Genomic DNA, 22,876 nt, shown 5'->3' on the forward strand with positions numbered 1-22,876 from the left:
GCGGGACCCGGGCGGGTCCGGCACGCTGGTCAGATGGGTGTGTGGCAGCTCGTCGCCGTCGGACTGGTCATGCTGCTCGGCCTGATCGGTGTGCTGGTCCCGGGGGTCCCGGGGCAGGCGATCGTCTGGGCCGCCGTCCTGTGGTGGGCGTTCACCGACACGACTCCGGCCGCGTGGGCCGTACTGATCGGCGCCACCGCGCTGCTTCTGCTCAACCAGGCCCTCAAACCGCTGCTGCCCCCGCGCCGGCCCCGTGAGTCGGGGGCGCCGCGCCGGACGCTGCTGCTGGGCGGGCTCGGTGCGATCGCCGGCTTCTTCGTGCTGCCCGTCGTCGGGGCGGTCGTCGGATACGTCGGGGTGATCTTCGGGGCGGAACGGCTGCGCCTCGGCAGCCGGGGCGCGGGCTGGGCGTCGGTCCGCTCGGTGATGCGGGCGACCGGCTACTCGGTGCTCGTGGAGCTCTTCGCGTGCCTGCTGGTGACGGGCGCCTGGCTGGGCGCGCTGCTCTGGGGCTGAGCCCGTCGCCCGGCCCGCCGCACACCGTACGAGCGCCAGGGGCGCCAGCCGGCCGCGCCGGGGGTGCCGTACGGGTCCACGTCCGGGTCGCCCAGGCCGCGCATCCGGATCAGCGCGGCGGTGGCCGGGCCGATGCCGGGCAGCCGACGGAGCGCCTCCTCGGCCTCGTCGCGGTCGGCGCCCGCGTCCAGGCGTACGGTGCCGTCGGCGAGCGCGGTCGCCAGGGCCCGCAGGGCCGGGTCACCGGCCGCGTCGGCGAGTACGGCCGGCTCGGGGAAGACGTGGGTCAGCGCGCCGCACGGCACGTCCAGCGCCTTGCCGTACTCCTCGACCAGCTCCGCCGCCGCCGCGTCGCCCACCAGGGCCCGCACGGCGAACTCCTCGGCGTCGGCCGCGCCCGGCGAGCGCACGCCCGGCCGGGCCGCGACGTCCGGGGCGAGCGAGGGGTCCGCGGCCAGGAGCTCGTCCACCGCGTACGGGTCGGCGTCGAGGTCGAAGAGCCGGCGCAGCCGCTGGACGGCCGTGGTCAGGTCGCGCAGATCGGTGAGGTGGATGCGGGCGTCCAGCCACTTCCCGGCGGACCGCTCGTCCACGGAGGTGACGGCGGTGCCGTACGGGAGACGCAGCGTGCGCCGGTAGGTACGGCGGCCGGGCTCCCCGGTGACCTCCTCGACGCGGGCGACCGGCCCGGCGGCGAGCAGGTCGAAGACGTCACCGGCGGCGTACGGCCCCCGGTGGGCGAGGCGGAGCGGGATGCCGGTGGTGCCGGCCTGGCGGACCGCGATGCCCAGCCCGGTACCGGCCTCGGCCCGCAGGGCGCTCGGGGTGCGGGCGTAGATCTGCCGGACGGTGTCGTTGAACTGGCGCAGGCTGCCGAACCCGGCCGCGAAGGCGATCTCGGTGACGGGCAGGGCCGTGGTCTGGAGGAGGACCCGGGCCGTGTGGGCGCGCTGGGCGCGGGCCAGGGCGACGGGGCCGGCGCCCAGTTCGGCGTTGAGCTGGCGCTGCACCTGGCGGGAGCTGTAGCCGAGCCGGTGGGCGAGCCCGGGAACACCTTCCCGGTCCACCACGCCGTCGCCGATCATCCGCATGGCGCGCCCGACGACATCGGCCCGGACGTTCCACTCGGCGGAGCCGGGGGCGGCGTCCGGGCGGCAGCGGCGGCACGCCCGGAAGCCGTGCGTCTGGGCGGCCGCCGCCGTGGGGAAGAAGCGGACGTTCTTCCGCTTGGGGGTGACGGCGGGGCAGCTCGGCCGGCAGTAGATGCCGGTCGTCTCGACGGCGAAGAAGACCTCGCCGTCGAAACGGGCGTCGCGGCTGCTGACCGCCTCGTACCTGGTCTCCTCGTCCATCACACCGTCCAGTGTGCGCCCCGCCGGGTGCCGTCACTCGCGGATTTCGGACGTGGACCAGGGCGGTCCGGCTACCGGACCCGGCCGCGCTTGGCGTCCATCGCGGCCCGGCCCTCGGCCCCCTTCCGCTTCCAGTCGCGCCGGATCTCGGCCCGGACGCGGGCGTCGGTCTTGGCGACGATGCGCTGGTTCTCGCGCTGGAGCTTGCGGTAGCTGTCGAAGCGGCGTTCGGGCAGCGTGCCGTCCTCGATGGCCTCCCGCACGGCGCAACCGGGTTCAGCCTCGTGGGCGCAGTCGTGGAACCGGCAGTCCCGGGCCAGCTCCTCGATCTCCGAGAAGACCTGGCCGACACCGGTCCCCGCGTCCCAGAGGCCGACCCCGCGCAGTCCGGGGGTGTCGATGAGGACCCCGCCGGAGGGCAGCACGAGCAGGTTGCGGGTGGTGGTGGTGTGCCGGCCCTTGCCGTCCACGTCACGGGCGGCCTGGACCTCCATCACGTCCTGGCCGAGCAGCGTGTTGGCGAGGGTGGACTTGCCGGCGCCGGACACCCCGAGCAGCACGCTCGTACCGCCGGAGACGATCGCCGAGAACACGTCGACGCCCTCGCCGGTGGCGGAGCTGACCGGGAGTACCTGCACACCGGGCGCGACGCGCTCGATGTCCTGGACGAGGTGGGCGAGGGTGGCCGGGTCCGGGACCAGGTCGGCCTTGGTGAGGACGACCACCGGTTCGGCGCTCCGCTCGCCCGCCCCGGCGGCGTCGCCGAGCAGCGCGTCGCCGGCGGAGCTGGACATCGCGAGGGCCAGGAACCGCTCGACGCGGCCCAGGTCCAGTTCCACGGCCAGCGAGACGCAGATGACGATGTGATCGACGTTGGTGGCGAGCACCTGGCCCTCGGAGCGCTTGGACGAGGTGGAGCGTACGAAGGCGGTGCGCCGCGGCAGCAGCGTACGGACGAACCGCGGGTCGCCGTCGGCGTCGACGGCCGCCCAGTCGCCGGTGCAGACGATCCGCATCGGGTCGCGCGGCACGACGAAGGCGGTGTCCGCCCAGATGGTGCCCTCGGGCGTGACGATGTCGCAGCGCCCGCGGTCCACCCGCACCACGCGCCCGGGCACCAGTCCCTGGGCGGCGTAGGGGGCGAACTCGGCGGCCCAGTCGTCGTCCCAGCCGTATGCGGCGAGCGGGTGCGAAGCGGTGGAGAGAGAGGAGGAGAAGGAGGAGAACGGGAGAGACAAGGGAAACCCTTCACAGGGTGGCCCGGCGGTGCGCGCGAGGGCGCGAAGGGGTCAGCCGGTGGCCACGGAGGTGACAGAGAGGAACTTCGACTCGTGGGCAGCGCCCACCACAACGACCGTCGTCAATGTCCTCACCTCCGCATGCGTCCAGGTCCGGTACCGGCGGCAGATCCGCCGTCCGTCTCGTCGTAGACCATATCCCCCGGCGGTCCGGCCGCTCAACGGATTATCTCGCGCGGGCCCGGTTGTGACAGTCATCCCCCGATCGGGTGATACGCATGGAGTTCGACCGGTCGCGGACGGTTAGGGTGCCGCACATGACCTCCCCCCAGACAGCCACCGGCACGTTCACCCAGGCCCAGTTGGGCTCCCTCATCCTGATCGGCTGGAGCGGCGAGTACCGGCAGAGCGGGCGCGACGCCGCCTTCCTGCTCGCCTACTCGCTGGGCGACGGATCGGACGGCCCGGCGGCCGGCGAGCACGCCATGCGGCTCGCCTTGCAGCGCAGCGGACTCACCGTCGGCGGTGACGCGGTGCGGGCCGACGAGACGCCGGGGCTCCCCGTGAAGCTCCTCGTCCAGGCCGGCCAGGCCGTGCTGACGCTGCCCCACCTCACCGCGCAGTACCCGGTGCCGCCCGAGTGGCTGGCGGCGGCGACCGAACAGAGCGAGGTGCACGTGATGTTCGCGACCCGCCCGTGGCCGCAGGGCGCGCCCGGCCTCCCGGTCGGCGAGGCGGAGCTGCGCGCGTTCGCCGGTGACCCGGACGTCATCGCGACCTCCGCGCACTGCGTGCTCCCTGTGCGCAGCCTCGGCTGACCCGGCGCCACGGAAGAGGCCCACCACCCGGCGAGGGTGGTGGGCCTCCGTCAGTCCTACGCGCCCACGCCGCACAGGACGGACGGCGCGGGCGCGGTACGCGATCAGTTGTTGGCGACGCCGTTCCCGGAGAGGACCGGGATGTCGTCCACCAGGTGGGACAGGGGCTCGTCGCCCTTGGCCTGGGTGGAGTTGTCGGCGCACTGCTGGTTCTGCGGCGAGGACAGGACGTTGATGTCCTGGGCCGTGACCGGCACGAGCAGGCCGACCAGCGAGCCCGCGTTCACCTTGACCGGGGCACCCACGCACAGGTCGTTCAGCGAGCCCTGGATGAGCTGCGCCTGCGGGCTGCCGTCACCCCGGGTCGTGCTGTTCCCGTACGCGCTGGCGGCGCCGTTGCCGTTGACCGAGGTGGTGCCCCCGTCGTTGCCGATCGCCATGGCCGAGGGGGCGGCGGCGGCCGACAGGCCGACCAGGGACACGGCCACTGCCGCGCCGGCCATCATCTTCTTCATCACGCTTCACCTTTCGGAGCGTTCCGCTCTGGAACGTACTGATCAACCCCGCGCGGACGCTTCGGTTCCGCTGATCCACCCAAATGGGTTCGATCCCGCATGAGTTCGACGCCCCGGCGTCAACCCCGGGTGCCCGCCTCGCCCGAGGTGCGCGCCGGGGGCACGAGTCCGCCCGCCCGGGCCGGGCGGAGGTCCGGGGCCGGTTCGGCCCGGGCGGCCCGCCACTCGGCGAGGAGGCGGTCGTAGATCGGGGTGGCGCTGTCGGGATGCCGGCTGTGGTGCTGGTCCATGGGGTGGCCCTACCCGTTGCGGCGGGGAACGGCCGCCCGCACTACGGCAAGCGGCCCAGCGAGCCGCCCTTTCGGGCGACCGCCGGGCCGCGTGTGCTGCGCCGCCGGTCCGGTCAGTTGTTGCCGGCGCCGTTGCCCGAGAGGATCGGGATGTCGTCCAGGATGTGCGACAGGGCCTCGTCACCCTTGGCCTGGGTGGAGTTCTCGGTGCACTGCTGGTTCTGCGGCGAGGACAGGACGTTGATGTCCTGGAGCGTGATCGGCACGACGCCGATCAGCGAACCGAGGTTGGCCTTGGCCGGCAGGGCGATGCAGGGCTTGTTGAGCGAGCCCTGGATGAGCGCGAACTGCGGGCTCCAGTCACCGTGGGTGGCGGAGTTGCCGTACGCCTGCATGGCACCGTTGCCGTTGACGGTGGTGGTGCCCTGGTCGTTGCCGATGGCCATGGCCGACGGGGCGACCGCGGCGGAGACGCCGACGATCGATGCGGCGACGGCCGCGGAGGCCATCATCTTCTTGATCATGAAACTGCCCTTCTGGTTTTCTCTGGTTGCCCGCCGGTGCCGAGCGCACTGATCAACTCGGCGCGGCGGGAATGGTTGTGGCACATCACCCGAAAGGTGCGGGTCAGTTCGAGAGCGGTAGGCCACCGAGGAGCGGGGCCGCGCCCTGGACCGCGCCGGTGGCCTGGCCGGCCACCTTGCCGACGGTGCCATCCTCGTGCAGGCGTTCGGCGGCGCCGCTGACGGTGCCGACCACCGGGTCGACCGCCTGCGGGGCGGCCGCCACGACCTGGTTGACGCCGCCGTCGAGGCTGAAGCTGGGGGCCGTGGTCGTGGGGACGGCGAAGGCGGGGGCGGCCGTGCCGAGTGCGACCACGGAACCGGCGACGAGTGCGGCGGACTTCGCGTACTTCACTTTCGGGTTCCCTTCTCAGCGGCGGCCGTTCCGGTCGCGTCCCCGCGCCGCACGGGCCTTCCCTGGCCGTGTCCTCCGCCGCTCTTTTCCTGGCTAACGAACCGGACACGGCGGGGAAACTGGGCGGCCCGGTATTTCTCGCGGCTGCGGCGCGCGAAAGAATGCGGGCGCGGGCGGGTCCCGGGCACGGGAAAAGCCCCGGCCCGCAGGGAGCGCGGGGCGGGGCTTTTCGAGCCGAGTGAATTCGGCGAGCCTGGATCAGTCGTTGATGCAGGCGTTACCGAAGGCCGGGTTCAGCAGGCCGACGACGTTGATGGTGTTGCCGCAGACGTTGACCGGGATGTGCACCGGAACCTGGATGGTGTTGCCGGAGACGACACCCGGGGAGTTGACGGCCGCACCCTCGGCGCCCGAGTCGGCGAAGGCCGGGGCGGCGGCACCCATGGCCATGAGCGTACCGGCGGCGACGGCGACGATCTTCGTGTACTTCACGTGAAACCCTTTCTTGTGCGGAGTCCGGAGCGGCCACGGCTTTCGTGCCGCACGAGCGCGGACCTGATCGCTCGTAACTCCGCCGCTTTCATTCGTAACGATTTCGGGCGGTAGGCGACACTGCTCAGCGAGGAGATTGCTCCAATACCGCCCGAATGATGCAGTTCCGGTCAGCCGCCCGCGCTCCCGCCCGCATGGTGCAGCGGCGCGGCAGCGGGCCCGGACCGCTCGGAGGAGGAACGCCGACGGCCCGGGCCCGGGAGGGAGCCGGATCAGCGGTTGCCGGCGCCGTTGCCCGAGAGGACCGGGATCCCGTCCAGGATGTGCGACAGCGGCTCGTCACCCTTGGCCTGGGTGGAGTTCTCGGTGCACTGCTGGTTCTGCGGGCTGGACAGGACGTTGACGTCCTGGACCGTAATCGGGACGAGGCCGATGAGCGAACCGAGGTTCGCCTTGACCGGCAGGCCGACGCAGGGCTTGTTCAGCGAGCCCTGGACCAGGTCGAACTGCGGGCTGCCGTCGCCGCGCGTCTCGGCGTTGCCGAACACCTGCGAGGCGCCGTTGCCGTTGACCGAGGTCGTGCCACCGTCGTTGCCGATGGCCATCGCCTGCGCGGCGCCGAGCCCGAGGATGGAGGCGGCGACGGCACCCGTAGCCAGGACCTTCTTGATCACGATGAACCCTTCTCGTACTGGATGCCCCGTAGCCGGAGCGCCCTGAACAACTGCCGGGCCGACGTTTGGTTATCGCCATTCACTCGAATGCCCGGAAGACACGGACGTCCGTACGAAAGCGATCGAGTCATACTGTCGGAAATCGAGAGAGGAAACGTTCACTCGCCGCCTCGCTGTGCGCTCACAGGAAATTCACCGGATTCACGTTTCCCGCGCACGCGGACGTCGTTATGGGTGTCGTCAAGCCGCTCTGCCCGGAGGGCCCTCCCGTACACAGTCGGGTCCGACGGCTGCTGCACCGCCTGATGAACGAAATGCGGGTCGTGCGCCCGCGAGAAATGTCCCAAGGAAGGGCACCAATGCGAAAAGCCTTGAGTAAGAGCATGCTCGTCATGGCGGCGGCGTCAGGCATCCTGACCGCCTCCGGCGGCTATGCCTTCGCCGATGCGTCGGCCGACGGCGCCGCCGTCGGCTCGCCCGGCGTCGCCTCGGGCAACGCCGTGCAGATCCCGGTGCACGTCCCCGTCAACCTCTGCGGCAACACGGTCAACGTGATCGGCGCGCTGAACCCCGCCTTCGGCAACGAGTGCGAGAACGAGGGCGGCGACGCGGAGGCCGGTGACACCCAGGGCGCGAGCGCCGAAGGCGTGGCCGCCGGCTCCCCCGGCGTGCTCTCGGGCAACCTGATCCAGGCGCCGGTCGACGTCCCGGTGAACGTCTGCGGCAACACGGTCAACGTGATCGGCCTGCTCAACCCGGCCGCCGGCAACGAGTGCGAGAACGGCGACGACGAGGGCAACCCGCCCACCGAGGAGCCGCCGACGGAGAACCCGCCGCACAAGCCGCCGCACCACCACAAGCCCCCGCACCACAAGCCGCCGACGGGTCACCACGACCACGACTGCGACTGCGGCCACGAGCACAACCCGCCGAAGCCGCACCACCCGCCGAAGCCCCCGAAGCCCCCGGTGCACCACCACGACGACGACTGCCCGCCGAGCCACCACCACAACCCGCCGGCCCCGCCCACGCACAACCCGCCCACGCACAACCCGCCGACCCACACCGGTTGGCACCACACGCCTCCGAAGCACCACAAGCCGCCGCAGATGGCGCACACCGGTGCCAACGAGAACCTGGGCATCGCCGGTGGCGCCAGCGCCGCGCTGGTGCTCGGCGGCGGCCTGCTGATGCGCCGCGCCCGCGCCGCGAAGAAGTGAGCTGACGCTTCCCCGAGCACGAAGAGGTCCGGCCCGACAGCCCTGAGCTGTCCGGCCGGACCTTTTGTGTTCGGCGCCCCCTGCGGCGTACGGGGGTCAGATCGGTGAACCGCCCGTGCGCGGCTGCCACGGGCGTCGCCTCAGGGTCCGAGTGCCGACAGGGCATCCGACGTCAGGCATCTGACGTCGGCGTCCACACGGGTGTGGAGGCGGCGCAGAGAGTGGCCGGCCGGGGCGGCGGAAGTTCCGTCAGCAGTGAGGCCGGCAGCGTGGAGGACGCGCGGCACACCCGCGTCCCTTCCCCGCTCTTCCTCCCCGGCGGCCAGCGCCTCGTTCATCGCGGACTCGAACTCCGGTTTCCCCCAGGCCGATTCGGACGATCATTGCGGACGACGGAAACGGCACGGGTATCGGAACCTCGTACCTCAGTTCTGCACTCGCAAGGTAACCCTTCGGCCGGGCACCGGCGGTGACGGTGTCATTCGGCGAACGTCTCCCTCACCGGGCCCCTGCCACCACTCCCCGGCAAGGGAATTGGCATGAAGGTGACACGAGGTGCGCCACACCCCGGACGGAAGGGACAACCGGCCGCCGGTGAGAGTCGCGGAAGGCGTGGCAGCAACCTGACATCCCACGGGATTTCCGGGTGCGCCCTCCCTACACTCGCGCAGAAGGCTCTCCCCCCACCGGCAATCCGCAGAAGGATTCCCCTGTTCGGAGGGCCCATACGAGAAGATTGGCAGTCTGGCGCACATGACCACTGAAGTCACCGACGAGCCCCGCCGCACGGCGGTGCTGTCCACTCCGCCGCCGTCCCGGTGGATCCGCTGGACGGCCCACGCCGTCCCCCTGATCGCCCTGCCGTCCTCGCTGTGGCGTCTGGCCATGACTGTTGGGGTGCCGGTCGGTTACAGCGACGCGGTCCTGCGCGACGACTACGGTCTGCCCGGCAGCGGCTATCTCGTCCTGCCCCTGATCACGCTCTTGCAGGAGCTGGCGGCGCTGCTCACGCTCGGTCTGGTCAGCGACTGGGGCCTGGTCGCTCCGCGTTGGCTGCCGTTCATCGGAGGCCGGTCCGTCCGTACCTGGGCGGCCGTCGTACCCGCCGCTACCGGTGCGGTGCTCATGACGGTGGTGACCATCAGTCAGTACCTGGTGTGGGACGAGGTCGACAGCGGCAGCCTCGACGCCACCCATCGCGCCCTGATGGGCTGGTGCTACGCGCCGCTGCTGCTCTGGGGCCCGCTGCTCGGTGTCGTCACCGTCTCGTACTACCTGCGGCGAAAGCGCCGGCGATGAACACGGCGGTGCTCGTCCTCCTGGCCGCGCTCTCCCCCACGGTGCTGCTCACCGGGCTCGCCTCCGGTGCCCGGCGGCTGCCGGGCACCGAGACCGGCAGGGCCGCGCCGCCCTCACCGTCCGGTCGGGAAGCTGCCAGTCGCCACGACCGGAAACGCGGTGCGGTCCCGGCCACGGGGCCGCTGCTCCAGGAAGGCCGGGCGGTGGCTACCGGCCGGCCGGGCCACCGGGGCCGGGCGCCGATGCCGGCGGGAGCAGGCCCAGTTCCGCGGCCCGGACACCGGCCTGGAAGCGGGAGCCGGCACCGAGCAGCGCCATGATCTCCGCGACATGGCGCCGGTAGGTGCGGACCGAGACGTTCAGTTCGCGGGCGGCGACCTCGTCGGTGACCCCGGCCCTCAGGGCACCCAGGATCTGCCGTGCGAGCGCGGCCCGGTCGCCGTCGCCGAAGACGATGCGCTCGTTGGCCGGCACGGCGTAGCTCCAGACGCCGGCGAAGAGGGTGTGCAGGGTGTGCAACACCTCGGGGGCCCGGATCAGCGAGGCCCGGCGGCCCACGGCCGACTCGGCCACCACGAGTCCGGCGACTCCGTCGACGAGCAGGGCCTGCAAGGGAGGCACGCGCGCCACCCGGATCGCCACCGGCCGCTCGCGGCCGAGCTGTTCCCGTACGAAGTCCTCGTCCAGCAGCGCGGGACTGGCGAGCAGCCGCACGGCGACCGATTCGTCCGCGCTGTAGATCAGTTGCCGCTCCGACCTGAGCGGCCGCGCGGGCTGTTCGCCGGAGAGCGGCGTGCGGGCGTGCATGATGTCGATGCTGTGGACCGCCCCGCCGATCAGCTCCTCGGCCGCGTCGAGCACGGCCCCGTACCCGCCTTCCACCGCGGTGATCCTGCGTTCGCGCAAGCTGCGGTCCACCGTGGACTCGATGAGTTCCCTGACCTCGAGCAGGGCGTGCTCCAGCTCGTCCTCTGGCCTTCCCGACACGTACCCCACCGTCCCCGTTGACTTGACTCCTCGCGCCGTCCCGGCCACGACCGCGCCGGGGACAACGCTCGGTCTACTCCGGGAGCAGACCCAGCTCGACGGCGCGGGCTCCCGCCTGGAAGCGGGAACTGGCGTTCAGTCCGCGCATGATCTCCGCGACATGACGCCGATAGGTGCGCAGCGAGACGTTCAGGTCGCGCGCCGCCGTGTCGTCGGTGTGACCGGCTCTCAGGCGCTCCAGGATGCTGCGGGTCAGCGCGCTGCGCAGCCGCGGGCTGAGGCCGAGGTGGTCGACGAGCCTCCGGCCGCGCGCCCAGGCTCCGGCGAACAGCAGTTCCAGGGCGCGCACAGCCGCGACGTCGTGGACGACCGTGGCCTGCTGCCCGCCGCCACGGGCGGCTCCCCGTACCAGCGCGGCGACGCCGTCGACCACGACGATCTCGCGCAACTCGCTCTCGGAGACCCTGGCTTCGAGGGGCCGGCCGGGGGGCACACACAGCCCTGCGAAGGAGGCGTCGGCGACCTCGGCGGATCCGAGCAGCCGGACGGCGGCCACCGGCGGCTGTGCGGTGAGCAGTCGCAGAACGGAATCCGTGAACTCGCCGGGGCCGGCGAGCGCGACGCCGACCGAGTACCGGGCACCCCCGACGATCCGTTCCAGGGCCTCGCCGAGCGCGGCGATGCCGGTGGGCGGCGCGGCCGGCTCGGCGGGACGGCGCCGGTACAGGGACACCGTGGACTCGATCAGCTCGCGAGCCTGGAGCAGCGCCTCCCCCAGGTGGGCGGCATGGCCTTCAGCCATCGCACGCTCGGATGTGCCCGGTGGCTCGATCTGCACGCCCGTCACATGCGCCCCCTCGGCTGCCGGCGAGCCGCCTCCCCCACGCGGGCCGCCCTCATCACGTTCGGAATGATTCGCCGTGTACGCGAAATATCGCTCACCAAAAACAGTTCAATCGAAAACTCTTCTTCATACACAGGCTCAAGAAAGCTTCTTCAGACACTAGTTCGCTGGCTTGGAAGCAGTCAACAAGAGGCCGCCCGTCGGCCCGGGGCTCGCGGAGCGTCGGGCTCCATCCCATGTGCGGTCAGGGCGCGCGGTCGCGGGCCCGCCCTGCGAGGCGGATCCGACATGGCTGGACAGCGCGGAACTGGCGCGGGCACACCCATTCACATCAGCCAGAGCAGCGGCCCCATAAGCGTCTTGCCGTTCCGCAGTACGTCGTTTACCGGCCACTCGATTTCAGGTGGGGGCTAGGGCGAGTTCCCTCGTCAGAAAGCCCTGTCCCGGATGCGGCAGCACCGAGCACGGTCCGCCCGCCGTCCCCCTGCCGCATCAGCGTCTCCCACACCCCCGGCCTCGCGATGCTCGCCGGCGCGCCGAGAGCCGAGACGAGCCGTCCGGGCCGGACCGGTACCTTCCGGTACGTGCCCGTCGGGAGGGACGCGGCCCGGAGGCCCGGCAGCCCGCTGCGTCAGACCGTCACGCGTTCGAAGACCGCCGCGAGGCCCTGGCCGCCGCCGATGCACATGGTCTCCAGGCCGTAGCGGGCCTCGCGGCGGTGCAGCTCGCGGGTGAGCGTGGCGAGGATGCGGGCACCGGTCGCCCCGACGGGGTGGCCGAGCGAGACGCCGGAGCCGTTCACGTTGATCCGCTCCTCGTGGTCCTTCTCGCCGAGGCCCATCTCCCGTGTGCAGGCCAGGACCTGCGCGGCGAACGCCTCGTTCAGCTCGATCAGGTCGAGGTCGGCGAGGGTGAGCCCGGCGCGGCCGAGCGCGGCCCGCGTCGCGGGGACGGGCCCGAGGCCCATGGTCGCGGCGGGCACCCCGGCGCGGGCGAAGGAGACCAGCCGGACGAGCGGGGTGAGGCCGAGGCGTTCGGCGGTGGCGGCGCTCGTCACCAGGCAGGCGGCCGCCGCGTCGTTCTGGCCGCTGGCGTTGCCTGCGGTGACGGTGGCGTCCGGGTCGGACTTCAGCATGACGGGGCGGAGCGCGGCGAGCTGCTCGGCGGTGGTGTCGGGGCGGGGGTGCTCGTCGGCGCAGACCACCGTCTCGCCCTTCCTGGTCCTGACGGTGACGGGGACCGTCTCCTTCTCGTACCGGCCCTCGGCGGCGGCCAGCCCCGCCCGTCGCTGGGAGCGCAGGGCCAGCGCGTCCTGGTCCTCGCGGCTGATCCCGTAAGCGCGGCGCAGGTTCTCGGCCGTCTCGATCATGCCGCCGGGGACCGGGTGGTGGACGCCGCCCGCGGTGACCCGGCCCCGGGCGAGCGCGTCGTGAAGCTGGAGGCCGGGGCCCTTGATGCCCCAGCGCCCGTCGTGCGTGTAGTACGGGGCGCCGCTCATCACGTCGACGCCGCCCGCGATGACGACCTCGCTGAACCCGGCCCGGATCTGCATCGCCGCGTCCAGGACCGCCTGGAGCCCGGAACCGCAGCGGCGGTCGGTCTGGAGGCCGGTCACCGACTGCGGGAGCCCGGCGTCCAGGGCGGCGACCCGGCCGATCGCGGGGGCCTCCGCCGACGGGTACGCGTGACCGAGGACCACCTCGTCCACCCGGTCGGGGTCGATGCCGGTCCGGGCGACGACCTCGGCGATCACGCGGGCCGCGAGGGCGGCCGGTTTCTCCCCGGCGAACACTCCGCCGAAGCGGCCGATGGGGGTGCGCAGGGGTTCGCAGATCACGACATCGAGGGCGTCGGGCACGGCGGGGCCTTTCCGGGAGACGGAGTGCGAGGGTCTGGCACGACCCTCGCACCCGGCGGCGTGACCGGTCCAATACCCAGTTCCCCCGGAACCGAGACGCCCGGCGTCTCAATCGGCCGCCCCCAGGGCCTGTCCGACCCTGATCCGCCGGACAGGCCCTGACCGTCTCAGGCGCGGGCCTGCGTGGCGAGCATCAGGCGTAGGGCACGGGTCACGGCGTTGTCCGTGCCGAAGTCCACGCCTGCGGGCACCTCCACCAGGTCGCCGTGGGCGAGGACCAGGACGCCGCAGGAGCCGGGACGGCGTCAGCCTGCTCGCCTTCCTCGGCGCGGGCCGCACGGGCCGAGTCAGCCGCCGGGGGTGGGCAGCGCCCGCTCCGCCACGTCCAGCACCGCGCGCAGGGCGGCCGACGGATTGTCCGTCCGCCAGGCCAGCGCCGGCTGCCTTCGGATCGGCGGGCCGGCCAGCGGGCGGTAGACCAGACCGCTGAGCCGGATGTGCTGGACGGAGGTGACGGTCAGCGTCACCCCGACGCCCGCCGCGACCAGCGCCAGGATGGTGTACGAGTCCGGCGCCTCCTGCACCACGCGCGGGGTGAACCCGGCCGCCTCGCACGCCTCGGTCATCGCGTCCCGCACGGTGGATCCGGTGTTGGCGGGGAACGCGACGAACGGCTCCCCGGCCAGCGCGTCCAGCGGGATCTCCGGGCGCCCGGCGAGCGGGTGGTCGAGGGGCAGCGCGCACACCAGCTCCTCCTCGTCGATCACCCGGCAGCTCACACCCGGCCGCGTCACCGGGAGCCGGACGAAGCCCAGGTCGAGCGAGCCGTCCGCGACCCGGGCGAGGGCCACGTCGGCGTAGGTCTGGCCGGTCATGACCAGCTCGATGCCCGGGTGGGCGGCCCGCACCGCCCGGGTCAGCAGCGGCAGCGTCTCGTGGCTGGACGCGCCGGCGAAACCGATGCGGACCCTGCCGTAGGCGCCCTGTCCGGCCGCCCTCGCGGCCCGTACCGCCGTGTCCAGGTCGTCCAGCACGGTCCGCACCGGCTGGAGGAAGGACTCCCCCGCGCTGGTGAGCCGCACCGAGCGGGTGTTGCGTTCGAAGAGCTGGACGCCGAGTTCCTTCTCCAGGCGGCGGATCTGCTGGCTCAGCGGCGGCTGCGCCATCCGGAGCCGCTTGGCGGCGCGGCCGAAGTGCAGTTCCTCCGCCACGGCGAGGAACGCGGCGAGGTGGCGCAGCTCCATGCCGTCCCCTCCCCCGGGTCCGCCCGCATCATTGATTGCTCCGGCGTCTCGGTCCGAGCCTAATTCGGTATTGGACGGCGATCAAAGCCGCTGAAAGCGTCGGCAGCGCGGGCACCCGGCCCGCCCCAGTGAGAGGACCGTGACCCGTATGCGTATCAGGATCGTCGGCGCCGGAGCCATGGGCCGTGGCATCGCCCAGTGGGCGGCCTCGGCCGGACACACCGTCGAGCTGTGCGACGTACGCGCCGAGGCGGTGGCGGACGCCGTCGCCTTCGTACGCTCCATGCTGGACCGCGCCGTGGCCAAGGGGCGGATGGCGGCGGCGGACGCGGAGTCGGCGGTGGCACGGCTGGTGCCGCTGGACGACCCGTGGGCGCCGGGCCCCGGTGTGGACCTGGTGATTGAGGCCGTGCGCGAGGACCTGGCGACGAAGACCGAGGTGTTCGGCCGGCTGGAACAGGCGCTGCCCGCCTCCGCCGTGTTCGCCACCAACACCTCCTCGCTGTCGGTGACCCGGATCGCCGCCGCGCTGAAGGACCCGACGCGCCTGGCCGGGCTGCACTTCTTCAACCCGGTGCCGCTGATGCGGATCGTGGAGGTGGTGCCCGGCGCGGCGACCCGGCCGGAGATCCCGCCGCTGCTCACCTCGCTCGTGGAGGGCTGCGGCCACCGCGCGGTGACGGTCGCGGACACCCCGGGCTTCCTGATCAACCACGCCGGGCGCGGCCTGGTGACGGAGGCGCTCGCGCTCCTTGAGGAGGGCGTCGCCGAGCCCGCGGACATCGACCGGATCGCGCGCGACGTGCTGGGGCTGCGGATGGGCCCGTTCGAGCTGATGGACCTCACCGGGCTCGATGTGACGGCCGCCGTCATCGACTCCATCTGGGAGGGCTTCCGTCACGAGGACCGGCTCCGCCCCTCCTTCCTCACCCCGAACCGGGTGGCGGCCGGGCTGCACGGCCGCAAGACCGGCCGCGGCTGGTACGCGTACGGCCCCGAGGCCACCGGACCCGCGCCGGAGCCGCCGGTCGCCGGGAACGCGGACCGCCCGGTGCACGTCGTCGCGCCGGACCCCGCGCGGGAGGCCGAAGCGGCCGCGCTCCGCGAGGCGCTGGCCTCGGCGGGCGCCGCCGTGGAGAGCGGAGACCGGCCGTCGGACGCGGCGGTCGTCCTGGTCCCGGTCTGGGGCACCCCGGTCGCCCCGGCGGTCGCCGCGCACGGGCTGCCCGCCGGGCGCACGTTCGGCGTCGACCCGCTGCCGGCGGCGGGGCGGCGGCGCGTGCTCGCGGTGACCCCGGCGGCGGACGCGGCGGCGGCGCGGGATGCCCGCGCGGTGCTGGCCCGGGCGGCGGACGGCGGGGAGCCGTTCGCGGTGTCGGTGGTCCGGGACACGGCGGGCTCGGTGGCGCAGCGACTGCTGGCCTCCATCGTGTCGGTCGCGGCGTCCATCGCGGAGCGGGCGCTCGCCTCCCCGGCCGACATCGACGTGGCCGTCACGACGGGGCTCGGATACCCGGTGGGCCCGCTGGCGTGGGGCGACCGGGTCGGCGCCGCCCGCATGCTGGAGCTGCACCGGGCGCTGCACGCCTCGACGGGCGACCCGCGCCACCGCCCGACGCGCTGGGTCACGGAGCGCGCGGCGCTGGGGCTTGCGCTGACGGAGCCGGGGACGTCCCCGGCGGACGTGCTCGGGGCCCGGTAGCGCGGCGGCACGACCGATTCGTCCAAGACGGTGCGCGCACGCCCCGCCTACGGTCGGTCCATGACTCCACGACTCGACGCGATCGGCATCACCACCGCCGACCTGCCCGCATCCCTCGCCTTCTACCGCCGGCTGGGGCTCGACATCCCGGCCGGCGCGGAATCCGCGCCCCATGTGGAGGTGACCCTGCCGGGCGGCGGGCGCCTGCTGTGGGACACCGAGGACGTCGTCCGCTCCTTCGACCCCGACTGGGCGCCGCCGTCCGGCGGGGACCGGCTCGGGCTCGCCTTCCTCTGCGCCGGCCCCGCAGAGGTCGACGCGGTCTACGCGGACCTGACCGGCGCCGGCTACCGGGGCCACCTGAAGCCGTGGGACGCGGTGTGGGGGCAGCGCTACGCGGTGGTCCTCGACCCCGACGGCTGCGCGGTCTCGCTGTTCGCCCCGGCCGGCTGAGCGCTGGGCCGGCCGAAGTACGCGGTCAGGGTGGTGCCGGCCAGGTCGCGCATGTCCCGCGCCAGATGGGCCTGGTCGGCGCAGCCCGCCGCGAGCGCCGCGTCGGCGTAGGGCAGCCCGGAGCGCACGAGCGCCAGGGCGCGCTGGAGGCGCAGGACCCGGGCCAGGGTCTTGGGCCCGTAGCCGAACGCGGTCAGGGAGCGGCGGTGCAGCTGGCGGGCGGAGAGACCGGCTCCGCGGGCCGCGTCCGCGACGCTGCGGCCCTCCTCCAGGCGCGCGGCGACCGCGCGCATCACCGGGTCCGGGGGCTCGGTCCGGGCCGCCCGGTCCAGGGCGATCTCCTCCAGCGCGGCGGCCGGGTCGGCCGCCTCGGCGACGCGTTCGGTGAGGCGGCGGACCGGGGCGCCGGGCCACAGGGCGGCGAGCGGGACGCGGAGGTCGCGCAGTTCGTGGGCGGGGACGCCCAGCAGGGCGGGGGCGGTGCCGGGGGCGAAGCGGACGCCTGCCCAGCTGCCGCCGGCACGGGTGGGCGGCGCGGTGTGGGTGTCGGGCCCGGCGACGAGCAGCCGGTCACCGCTCCACAGCAGGTCCATGCACCCGTCGGGCAGCACCGGATGGGCGGCGCCCGGCTCCACGGTCAGGGTCCACACCCGTGCGCCGTCGAGCCGCGACGCGCGCTCTGTGTAGCTGTCGCCCATGCCACTAGTCTCGTCCACGGACACGGCAGCGTACGTATCGGCTACGGGGGCGGTCATGGCGGCACTGATGGAGTTCACCACGGACAACGGGGCGACCGTGACGGTGGAGGTCGACCGTCACGCGCCGGGTGCGCGGCTGGTGTCCCGGGACGGGCAGCACGCTCTGGCCCGGGCCGGGCGCACCTTCGACAGCGCCCTCGAAGGCATCCGGTCGGCGGCCGAGTCGGCGCTGGCCGTGTTCCGGGACGGGCGGCTGCAGCCGGACGGGGTGGAGCTGGAGTTCGGCGTGAAGATCACCTCGGAGGCGGGCGCGGTGATCGCGAAGAGCGCGTTGGAGGGGCACCTCACGGTGAAGCTGTCCTGGTCGCCGGGGTCGCAGAGCACGACCGCGGCCGACTGAGCGCTCACTCGTCGTACGGGTTCGACCGGTCCGCGTCCTTCTCGCGGCCCGGCTTCTGGAGCCGGGACTTCACGTCGTCCGGCGGCAGGAACCGCGACCAGCGCTCGGGGAACTCGGAGGGCATGTACGGGCTGTCGCCCTCGTCGCCTTCGTCCTCGTCGTCCTCGTCGTCCTCGTCGGCCGGCGGGCCGCCGTGCCAGCTCTCCGCCTGGGTGCGGGCCACGAACTCGGCGGCCTGGGCGGCACGCACCCGGTCGTTGGCGGCGCGGGCGGCGGCCGTCGCCACCGAGGGCCAGACCCGGTCGATGGCCGCGTTGACGGCGGCGCCCACCAGCACCGCGAAGGCGGAGACGCCGATCCACAGCAGCACCGCGATGGGGGCGGCCAGCGATCCGTAGATCGTGGGGCCCTCGACCGTACTGGTCAGGTAGATCCGGAGCAGGAAGCTGCCGAGCACCCACATGGCCAGGGCCACCAGGGCGCCCGGCATGTCCTCGATCCACGGCGAACGGACGGGCACGGACACGTGGTAGAGGGTGGTGAGGAAGGCGACCGAGAGCACGATGACCAGCGGCCAGTACAGGACGCTTATGACCTCGGTGCCCCACGGTATGAGCTCCACGACCCGGTCCGGGCCGACCACGAGCAGCGGCAGCACGACCGCGCCGAGCAGGAGCGCCACCACGTACAGCAGGAAGGCGAGCATCCGGGTCTTGACGATGCCGCGCTGGCCGTCGAGCCCGTACATGACGGTGATCGTGTCGATGAAGACGTTGACCGCGCGGGAGCCCGACCACAGGGCGATCGCGAAGCCGATGGAGATGACGTCGGGCCGGGCACCGGTCGTGACGTCGGCCAGCAGCGGCTTGGCGAAGTCGTTGACGCCGCGCTCGGAGAGCATGGTGTGGGCGGCGCTGAGGATGTTGCGCTCGATGGACGCGACCGTGGCGGTGCTGGTCCACTCGTCCACGTAACCGAGCAGGCCGATCAGGCCGAGGAGCAGCGGGGGCAGGGACAGCAGGGTGAAGAACGCGGCCTCGGCCGCGAGTCCCAGGATGCGGTACTCCATGCACGAGTTGACCGTGTCCTTGAGCAGCTGCCAGGCGAGCTGCCGCTTGGAGACGTTGCGGTAGAGCACTCGGGCCCGGTGGAGCCGGCCCGGTGGCCGCTCGGGTGTTTCGTCTGCTGCCTGCACGTCCTTACCGTATCGGCATGGCGACCACCACCCACACCGTGTCCAACCAGCCCCCTCCCCTGCTCGGCTACGACGTCTTCGGCGCGGACCGGGCACTCGGCGAGGCCGTGGAACGCCATCTTCCGCCCGAGGTCCTGGACGAGGCCCGCGACGGCCTCACCGCGCTCGGCCGGTCGGCCGGCTCCGCGCAGGCCGCGTCCTGGGGCACCGAGGCGAACGCGTACCCGCCGAGGCTGCGCACCCACGACCGCTACGGGCACCGCGTCGACGAGGTCGACTTCCACCCGGCCTGGCACCGGCTGCTCGGGCACGCCGTGGGCGCGGGTCTGACCGACGCCTGGGACCGGCCGGGCGGGCATGTCCGCCGGGCGGCGGGCTTCCTGGTGTGGACGCAGGCGGAGGCGGGGCACGGCTGCCCGCTGTCCATGACGCACGCGGCAGTGCCGGCCCTGCGGGCCGAGCCGGAGGTGGCCGCCGCGTGGGAGCCGCTGCTGACCTCGCGGGTGTACGAGGAGGGGCTGCGGCCGGCCGGGACGAAGGCCGGGGCGCTGCTGGGGATGGGCATGACGGAGAAGCAGGGCGGCTCGGACGTGCGGGCGAACACCACGCGCGCCGAGCCGCTGTCCGGCGACGGGGAGTACGTCCTGACCGGGCACAAGTGGTTCTGCTCGGCGCCGATGTCCGACGGCTTCCTGGTCCTGGCGCAGGCGCCGGACGGTCTCACCTGCTTCCTGCTGCCCCGGGTGCTGCCGGACGGCTCCCGCAACCCGTTCGCGATCCAGCGGCTCAAGGACAAGCTGGGCAACCGGTCCAACGCGTCGGCGGAGGTCGAGTTCGACGGGACGTGGGCGCGGAGGATCGGTGCGGAGGGGCAGGGCGTGCGCACGATCATGGGCATGGTGGCGGCGACCCGGCTGGACTGTGTGACCGGTGCGGCGGCGCTGATGCGGCAGGCGGTGGCGCAGGCGGTCCACCACACGACGCACCGGTCCGCGTTCGGTGGCCCGCTCGTGGACAAACCGCTGATGCGCAACGTGCTGGCCGATCTGGCGGTGGAGTCGGAGGCGGCGACCGTGCTCGCGATGCGGCTGGCGGCGGCGTACGACGACGGCGGCGAGAGCGAGGCGGCGTTCCTGCGGATCGCGGTGCCGGCGGCGAAGTACTGGGTGACCAAGCGGTGCACGCCGCTGGTGGGCGAGGCGCTGGAGTGCCTGGGCGGCAACGGCTATGTGGAGGGATTCGGGGATGCCCCGGCTGCTGCGGGAGGCGCCGCTCAACTCCGTCTGGGAGGGCTCGGGGAACATCCAGGCACTGGACGTGCTGCGGGTGCTGCGGCGCGAACCGCTCGCGCTGAACGCGTTCCTCCAGGAGGTCGGGCGGGCCCGGGGCGCCGATCACCGGCTGGACGCGGCGATCCGGGACATGCTGACGGAGCTGGCCGACCTGGCGGGGATCGAGGCGCGGGCGCGCCGGGTCGTGGAGCGGATCGCGCTGGTGCTCCAGGGATCCCTGCTGGTGCGCTGGGCGCCGCCCGAGGTGGCGGACGCCTTCTGCGCTTCACGCCTGGGCGGGGACGGGGGCGCGGCGTTCGGGACCCTTCCGCACACCCTGGATCTCGCGTCGGTCGTGGCCCGGGCCCGGCCGGTGGAGGGCTGACGGGAACAGCGACGGGGGGTGGTGCTGCGCCGACACGGCACCACCCCCCATGCTGTACACACCGCACGTGAGGGCCGGGGCCCCGCGGTGCGGTGTGCCGCCACTCTTGTACGGTCCGGGGGCCCCCGCCAGAGTTGCAGAGGGTTGCAACCATTGTGGGGAGTTGCGGTATCGCGGCCCGGGCGGCGGCAGGATGGGGGCGCGGCCCGCGCACCGGGCCGGCACGGGTGAGGGGGAACCGGCGTGGAGACGACTTCGGCCGACGCGATGCGGCCGGCCGCTCAGGAGAGCGCGCAGGGCAGGCGCCTGGTGCACCGGTCCCGTGAGGCGCGGATGGCGGGCGACCGCATGCCCGCCGCGCCCCGGGCGGAGATCGGCGCCTCCTGGGACCGGGTGCTGCGCAGCGGCCTCGATCCCGAGCAGCCGACGCACAGCAGGCTGCTGGAGGCGGACGAGATCGAGCACCGGCGCCGCAGTTCGGCGCTGGGCGAGGTGATGCCGCTGCTCAGCGACGGGCTGACGAGCATCGCGGACGCCTCGCAGCAGATCATGGTCGTCACCGATGTGGAGGGCCGGGTGCTGTGGCGCGAGGGCAACACGGGGGTGCTGCGCCGGGCCGACGACATCTGCCTCGCGGAGGGCGCGGCGTGGTCCGAGGAGATCACCGGCACCAACGCGATCGGTACGGCGCTCGCGGCGCGCGCCCCGGTGCAGGTGCACTCGGCGGAGCACTTCGTGCGCAGTCTGCACGGCTGGACGTGTGCGGCGGCCCCGGTACGCGATCCCCGGGACGGCCGGCTGATGGGGATCGTGGACATCAGCGGGCCCGCGTCCACGTTCCACCCGACGACGCTGGCCCTGGTGCGTTCGGTGGCCCGGCTCGCGGAGAGCGAGATCCGGGTGCGGCACCTGGAGGCGGTGGACCGGCTGCGGGCGGTGGCCGCCCCGGTGCTGAGCCGGCTCGGCGGCCGTGCGGTGGCGGTGGACGGCCACGGCTGGACTGCGGCGGTGACGGGGATGCCCCCGGTGGACCGGCTGCCGCTGCCGAAGTCGCTGGGGCCGGGCCGGGTGTGGCTGCCGTCGCTGGGGATGTGCAGGGTGGAGCCGCTGCCGGGCGGCTGGCTGGTCCAGGTCGCGGACGGGGCGATGGACAGCCCGCCGCGCCGGGTGGTCCTCGATCTGAGCCGGCCGCGCGCACTCGCGGTGAACGTGGTGAGCCCGGTGGGCACCTGGACCCAGCGGCTCTCCCCGCGCCACGCCGAGCTGCTGTACGCGCTGGCGCTGCACCGCGAGGGGCGTACGGCCTCCGAGCTGGCGCAGGACCTGTTCGGCGACGCGACCAGGACGGTGACGGTCCGGGCGGAGATATCGCGGCTGCGGCGCCATCTGGCCGAGGTGCTGGCGCACCGCCCGTACCGGTTCGGCGAGGGCGTGGAGGTGGAGGTGGTCCACCCGGAGCACCCGGCCGATCTGCTGCCCCGCTCGCAGGCCCCGGTGGTGGCGGCGGCGCGGGGTGCGCGGGAAGGGCGCGGAGGGAAGGCGCCGGAGGCCCCGTGACCAGGGGCCGGGTGGGGCGCGGGGGTCGGGGCATGGTTGTCTGGCAGCCATGAGCGACCCCGTACGTCCTGATCCACCGGCCCGCGAAGAGGTGACCGTCTGGTCCCTGGAGCAGACCTCCCCCGACGATCTGCGGCCGTCCGCCGTTCCGGACGCGGAAGTCCGGATCGTGCGGTCCGAGGTGCCGCTGCCCGAGTTCAGCCGCTTCCTGTACACGGCGGTGGGCGGTGACATCCGGTGGACGGACCGCCTCGGCATGACGTACGCACAGTGGCGGGAGGCCCTGGAGCGGCCCGGCGCGGAGACCTGGGTGGCGTACGCGAACGGCACGCCCGCGGGCTACATCGAGCTGGACCCGCAGGACGACGGTGTGGTCGAGATCATGTACTTCGGGCTGATCCCGGCCTTCCGGGGGCGGCGGATCGGCGGCCATCTGCTGTCGTACGGCACCGCCCGCGCCTGGGACCTGGCCGAGCGGTGGCCGGAGCGGCCGGCGACGAAGCGGGTGTGGCTGCACACCTGCTCCAAGGACGGTCCGCACGCGAGGGACAACTACCTGAGGCGCGGCTTCCGGCTGTTCGACACGCGGACGGAGCTGGAGGAGCCGGTGGACACCCCCGGCCCGTGGCCGGGCTCCGGCCGCTGAGCCGCGTCCGCGCACACTCGCACCTGATTCCGCAGCAAATCCCCTCGCTTGTCCGGTTTTACGCTCCATCCCGGCGCCCGCCACGCACGTGACGGGCGCCACACCGTCTCATCAGGCGGGACCATGCCGTCCACATCATGGATAGTGGTGGACTGCCGCGAGATCCCCATGACACGCTTCCGTCATGTCCGGAACTGGAATTGCCTTGGTGAGTCGACGCCACGTCGACCTCGGCCGCATGTCCAGCGCCATCTGTCCGGCGAGCTGAGAGTCCCAGCACCGCCGAGATCTCCTTGCTTCAGTT

At 73.3% G+C, this 22,876-nt stretch carries 24 protein-coding genes and 1 pseudogene; 11 read left to right on the forward strand and 14 right to left on the reverse strand.

Annotated elements, in window-relative coordinates; all coding sequences use genetic code 11:
- Positions 1–33 precede the first annotated feature (33 nt).
- Positions 34–516: a DUF456 domain-containing protein gene (locus ACLQ2N_RS06465; RefSeq protein ID WP_425809951.1), complete on the forward strand. Its 483-nt coding sequence runs from the start codon at positions 34–36 to the stop codon at positions 514–516.
- Here ACLQ2N_RS06465 and ACLQ2N_RS06470 read toward each other — a convergent pair.
- Complete coding sequence (locus tag ACLQ2N_RS06470) at positions 441–1,868, reverse strand: DNA-3-methyladenine glycosylase 2 family protein (protein WP_425810220.1); 1,428 nt, start codon at positions 1,866–1,868, stop codon at positions 441–443. The genes ACLQ2N_RS06465 and ACLQ2N_RS06470 overlap by 76 nt on opposite strands.
- 71 nt (positions 1,869–1,939) lie before the next feature.
- Positions 1,940–3,106, reverse strand: a complete 1,167-nt coding sequence (gene rsgA / locus ACLQ2N_RS06475; RefSeq protein WP_425809953.1) for a ribosome small subunit-dependent GTPase A — start codon at positions 3,104–3,106, stop codon at positions 1,940–1,942.
- Positions 3,107–3,423: 317 nt separating this feature from the next.
- Between rsgA and ACLQ2N_RS06480 the strand changes: the two genes are divergently transcribed.
- Complete coding sequence (locus ACLQ2N_RS06480) at positions 3,424–3,924, forward strand: DUF5949 family protein (RefSeq protein WP_425809955.1); 501 nt, start codon at positions 3,424–3,426, stop codon at positions 3,922–3,924.
- Between the two features lie 104 nt (positions 3,925–4,028).
- On the opposite strand, the gene ACLQ2N_RS06485 is transcribed toward ACLQ2N_RS06480, so the two are convergent.
- From ACLQ2N_RS06485 to ACLQ2N_RS06510, 6 genes are all read right to left on the reverse strand, one after another.
- Positions 4,029–4,439 (reverse strand): rodlin, encoded by a 411-nt coding sequence (locus ACLQ2N_RS06485; protein ID WP_425809957.1) that lies wholly within the window; start codon positions 4,437–4,439, stop codon positions 4,029–4,031.
- Between the two features lie 119 nt (positions 4,440–4,558).
- On the reverse strand, positions 4,559–4,729 hold the full coding sequence (locus ACLQ2N_RS06490; protein ID WP_425809958.1) for a hypothetical protein: 171 nt from the start codon (positions 4,727–4,729) through the stop codon (positions 4,559–4,561).
- A gap of 113 nt (positions 4,730–4,842) precedes the next feature.
- Complete coding sequence (locus ACLQ2N_RS06495) at positions 4,843–5,253, reverse strand: rodlin (RefSeq protein WP_164402126.1); 411 nt, start codon at positions 5,251–5,253, stop codon at positions 4,843–4,845.
- A gap of 103 nt (positions 5,254–5,356) precedes the next feature.
- Complete coding sequence (locus ACLQ2N_RS06500; protein ID WP_425809961.1) at positions 5,357–5,647, reverse strand: hypothetical protein; 291 nt, start codon at positions 5,645–5,647, stop codon at positions 5,357–5,359.
- Positions 5,648–5,905: 258 nt separating this feature from the next.
- Positions 5,906–6,139, reverse strand: coding sequence for a chaplin (locus tag ACLQ2N_RS06505; protein ID WP_425809963.1), 234 nt, complete (start codon positions 6,137–6,139; stop codon positions 5,906–5,908).
- A gap of 272 nt (positions 6,140–6,411) precedes the next feature.
- Complete coding sequence (locus ACLQ2N_RS06510; RefSeq protein ID WP_425809965.1) at positions 6,412–6,813, reverse strand: rodlin; 402 nt, start codon at positions 6,811–6,813, stop codon at positions 6,412–6,414.
- A 383-nt stretch (positions 6,814–7,196) separates the two neighbouring features.
- Between ACLQ2N_RS06510 and ACLQ2N_RS06515 the strand changes: the two genes are divergently transcribed.
- On the forward strand, positions 7,197–8,033 hold the full coding sequence (locus ACLQ2N_RS06515) for a chaplin (protein WP_425810222.1): 837 nt from the start codon (positions 7,197–7,199) through the stop codon (positions 8,031–8,033).
- A gap of 753 nt (positions 8,034–8,786) precedes the next feature.
- A complete protein-coding gene (locus tag ACLQ2N_RS06520; protein WP_425809967.1) occupies positions 8,787–9,332 on the forward strand; it encodes a hypothetical protein in 546 nt (181 codons plus the stop codon).
- Positions 9,333–9,539: 207 nt separating this feature from the next.
- Here the strand turns inward: ACLQ2N_RS06520 and ACLQ2N_RS06525 are convergent, their stop codons facing one another.
- The 4 genes from ACLQ2N_RS06525 to ACLQ2N_RS06540 form a co-directional block, all read right to left on the reverse strand.
- A complete protein-coding gene (locus ACLQ2N_RS06525) occupies positions 9,540–10,319 on the reverse strand; it encodes a LuxR family transcriptional regulator (RefSeq protein WP_425809969.1) in 780 nt (259 codons plus the stop codon).
- Between the two features lie 73 nt (positions 10,320–10,392).
- Positions 10,393–11,121, reverse strand: a complete 729-nt coding sequence (locus ACLQ2N_RS06530) for a DNA-binding response regulator (protein ID WP_425809970.1) — start codon at positions 11,119–11,121, stop codon at positions 10,393–10,395.
- 673 nt (positions 11,122–11,794) lie between these two features.
- Positions 11,795–13,021, reverse strand: coding sequence for an acetyl-CoA C-acetyltransferase (locus ACLQ2N_RS06535; RefSeq protein WP_425809972.1), 1,227 nt, complete (start codon positions 13,019–13,021; stop codon positions 11,795–11,797).
- Between the two features lie 347 nt (positions 13,022–13,368).
- The gene (locus tag ACLQ2N_RS06540) at positions 13,369–14,265 is read right to left on the reverse strand and encodes a LysR family transcriptional regulator (RefSeq protein ID WP_425809974.1); all 897 of its coding nucleotides are present in this window, start codon (positions 14,263–14,265) and stop codon (positions 13,369–13,371) included.
- Between the two features lie 148 nt (positions 14,266–14,413).
- On the opposite strand from ACLQ2N_RS06540, the gene ACLQ2N_RS06545 reads away from it, so the two are divergent.
- Entirely contained in the window at positions 14,414–15,967 is a 1,554-nt protein-coding gene (locus ACLQ2N_RS06545; protein ID WP_425809976.1) for a 3-hydroxyacyl-CoA dehydrogenase, read from the forward strand.
- 60 nt (positions 15,968–16,027) lie between these two features.
- Entirely contained in the window at positions 16,028–16,420 is a 393-nt protein-coding gene (locus tag ACLQ2N_RS06550; protein WP_425809978.1) for a VOC family protein, read from the forward strand.
- Here the strand turns inward: ACLQ2N_RS06550 and ACLQ2N_RS06555 are convergent.
- Entirely contained in the window at positions 16,360–17,118 is a 759-nt protein-coding gene (locus tag ACLQ2N_RS06555) for a helix-turn-helix domain-containing protein (RefSeq protein WP_425810224.1), read from the reverse strand. The genes ACLQ2N_RS06550 and ACLQ2N_RS06555 overlap by 61 nt on opposite strands.
- A 55-nt stretch (positions 17,119–17,173) precedes the next feature.
- Between ACLQ2N_RS06555 and ACLQ2N_RS06560 the strand changes: the two genes are divergently transcribed.
- Positions 17,174–17,518, forward strand: coding sequence for a CU044_2847 family protein (locus ACLQ2N_RS06560; protein WP_425809980.1), 345 nt, complete (start codon positions 17,174–17,176; stop codon positions 17,516–17,518).
- Between the two features lie 4 nt (positions 17,519–17,522).
- Here ACLQ2N_RS06560 and ACLQ2N_RS06565 read toward each other — a convergent pair whose 3' ends face one another.
- The gene (locus ACLQ2N_RS06565; protein WP_425810226.1) at positions 17,523–18,656 is read right to left on the reverse strand and encodes a YihY/virulence factor BrkB family protein; all 1,134 of its coding nucleotides are present in this window, start codon (positions 18,654–18,656) and stop codon (positions 17,523–17,525) included.
- Positions 18,657–18,730: 74 nt separating this feature from the next.
- Here ACLQ2N_RS06565 and ACLQ2N_RS06570 point away from each other — a divergent pair.
- The 4 genes and pseudogenes from ACLQ2N_RS06570 to ACLQ2N_RS06585 all read left to right on the forward strand — a co-directional run bounded on the left by ACLQ2N_RS06570 (position 18,731) and on the right by ACLQ2N_RS06585 (position 22,840).
- Positions 18,731–20,369, forward strand: a pseudogene (locus ACLQ2N_RS06570) (acyl-CoA dehydrogenase family protein).
- A gap of 267 nt (positions 20,370–20,636) precedes the next feature.
- Positions 20,637–21,926: a GAF domain-containing protein gene (locus ACLQ2N_RS06575; RefSeq protein ID WP_425810228.1), complete on the forward strand. Its 1,290-nt coding sequence runs from the start codon at positions 20,637–20,639 to the stop codon at positions 21,924–21,926.
- A gap of 49 nt (positions 21,927–21,975) precedes the next feature.
- Complete coding sequence (locus ACLQ2N_RS06580; protein WP_425809981.1) at positions 21,976–22,572, forward strand: GNAT family N-acetyltransferase; 597 nt, start codon at positions 21,976–21,978, stop codon at positions 22,570–22,572.
- A gap of 184 nt (positions 22,573–22,756) precedes the next feature.
- On the forward strand, positions 22,757–22,840 hold the full coding sequence (locus ACLQ2N_RS06585; RefSeq protein WP_309486338.1) for a putative leader peptide: 84 nt from the start codon (positions 22,757–22,759) through the stop codon (positions 22,838–22,840).
- Positions 22,841–22,876 lie beyond the last annotated feature (36 nt).

The organism is Streptomyces sp. DT224, from assembly GCF_049844595.1.
Taxonomy (GTDB): Bacteria; Actinomycetota; Actinomycetes; order Streptomycetales; family Streptomycetaceae; genus Streptomyces.

What these genes read in the sequence shown, in the direction of transcription:
- ACLQ2N_RS06545 (WP_425809976.1), top strand. Translation starts at nt 14,414, where the DNA reads ATGCGTATCAGGATCGTCGGCGCCGGAGCCATGGGCCGTGGCATCGCC.
- ACLQ2N_RS06540 (WP_425809974.1), bottom strand. Translation starts at nt 14,265, where the DNA reads ATGGAGCTGCGCCACCTCGCCGCGTTCCTCGCCGTGGCGGAGGAACTG.
- ACLQ2N_RS06490 (WP_425809958.1), bottom strand. Translation starts at nt 4,729, where the DNA reads ATGGACCAGCACCACAGCCGGCATCCCGACAGCGCCACCCCGATCTAC.
- ACLQ2N_RS06585 (WP_309486338.1), top strand. Translation starts at nt 22,757, where the DNA reads ATGTCCGGAACTGGAATTGCCTTGGTGAGTCGACGCCACGTCGACCTC.
- ACLQ2N_RS06470 (WP_425810220.1), bottom strand. Translation starts at nt 1,868, where the DNA reads ATGGACGAGGAGACCAGGTACGAGGCGGTCAGCAGCCGCGACGCCCGT.
- ACLQ2N_RS06560 (WP_425809980.1), top strand. Translation starts at nt 17,174, where the DNA reads ATGGCGGCACTGATGGAGTTCACCACGGACAACGGGGCGACCGTGACG.
- ACLQ2N_RS06480 (WP_425809955.1), top strand. Translation starts at nt 3,424, where the DNA reads ATGACCTCCCCCCAGACAGCCACCGGCACGTTCACCCAGGCCCAGTTG.
- ACLQ2N_RS06580 (WP_425809981.1), top strand. Translation starts at nt 21,976, where the DNA reads ATGAGCGACCCCGTACGTCCTGATCCACCGGCCCGCGAAGAGGTGACC.
- ACLQ2N_RS06495 (WP_164402126.1), bottom strand. Translation starts at nt 5,253, where the DNA reads ATGATCAAGAAGATGATGGCCTCCGCGGCCGTCGCCGCATCGATCGTC.
- ACLQ2N_RS06555 (WP_425810224.1), bottom strand. Translation starts at nt 17,118, where the DNA reads ATGGGCGACAGCTACACAGAGCGCGCGTCGCGGCTCGACGGCGCACGG.
- ACLQ2N_RS06465 (WP_425809951.1), top strand. Translation starts at nt 34, where the DNA reads ATGGGTGTGTGGCAGCTCGTCGCCGTCGGACTGGTCATGCTGCTCGGC.
- ACLQ2N_RS06515 (WP_425810222.1), top strand. Translation starts at nt 7,197, where the DNA reads ATGCTCGTCATGGCGGCGGCGTCAGGCATCCTGACCGCCTCCGGCGGC.
- ACLQ2N_RS06530 (WP_425809970.1), bottom strand. Translation starts at nt 11,121, where the DNA reads ATGGCTGAAGGCCATGCCGCCCACCTGGGGGAGGCGCTGCTCCAGGCT.
- ACLQ2N_RS06550 (WP_425809978.1), top strand. Translation starts at nt 16,028, where the DNA reads ATGACTCCACGACTCGACGCGATCGGCATCACCACCGCCGACCTGCCC.
- ACLQ2N_RS06485 (WP_425809957.1), bottom strand. Translation starts at nt 4,439, where the DNA reads ATGAAGAAGATGATGGCCGGCGCGGCAGTGGCCGTGTCCCTGGTCGGC.
- ACLQ2N_RS06520 (WP_425809967.1), top strand. Translation starts at nt 8,787, where the DNA reads ATGACCACTGAAGTCACCGACGAGCCCCGCCGCACGGCGGTGCTGTCC.
- ACLQ2N_RS06575 (WP_425810228.1), top strand. Translation starts at nt 20,637, where the DNA reads ATGCGGCCGGCCGCTCAGGAGAGCGCGCAGGGCAGGCGCCTGGTGCAC.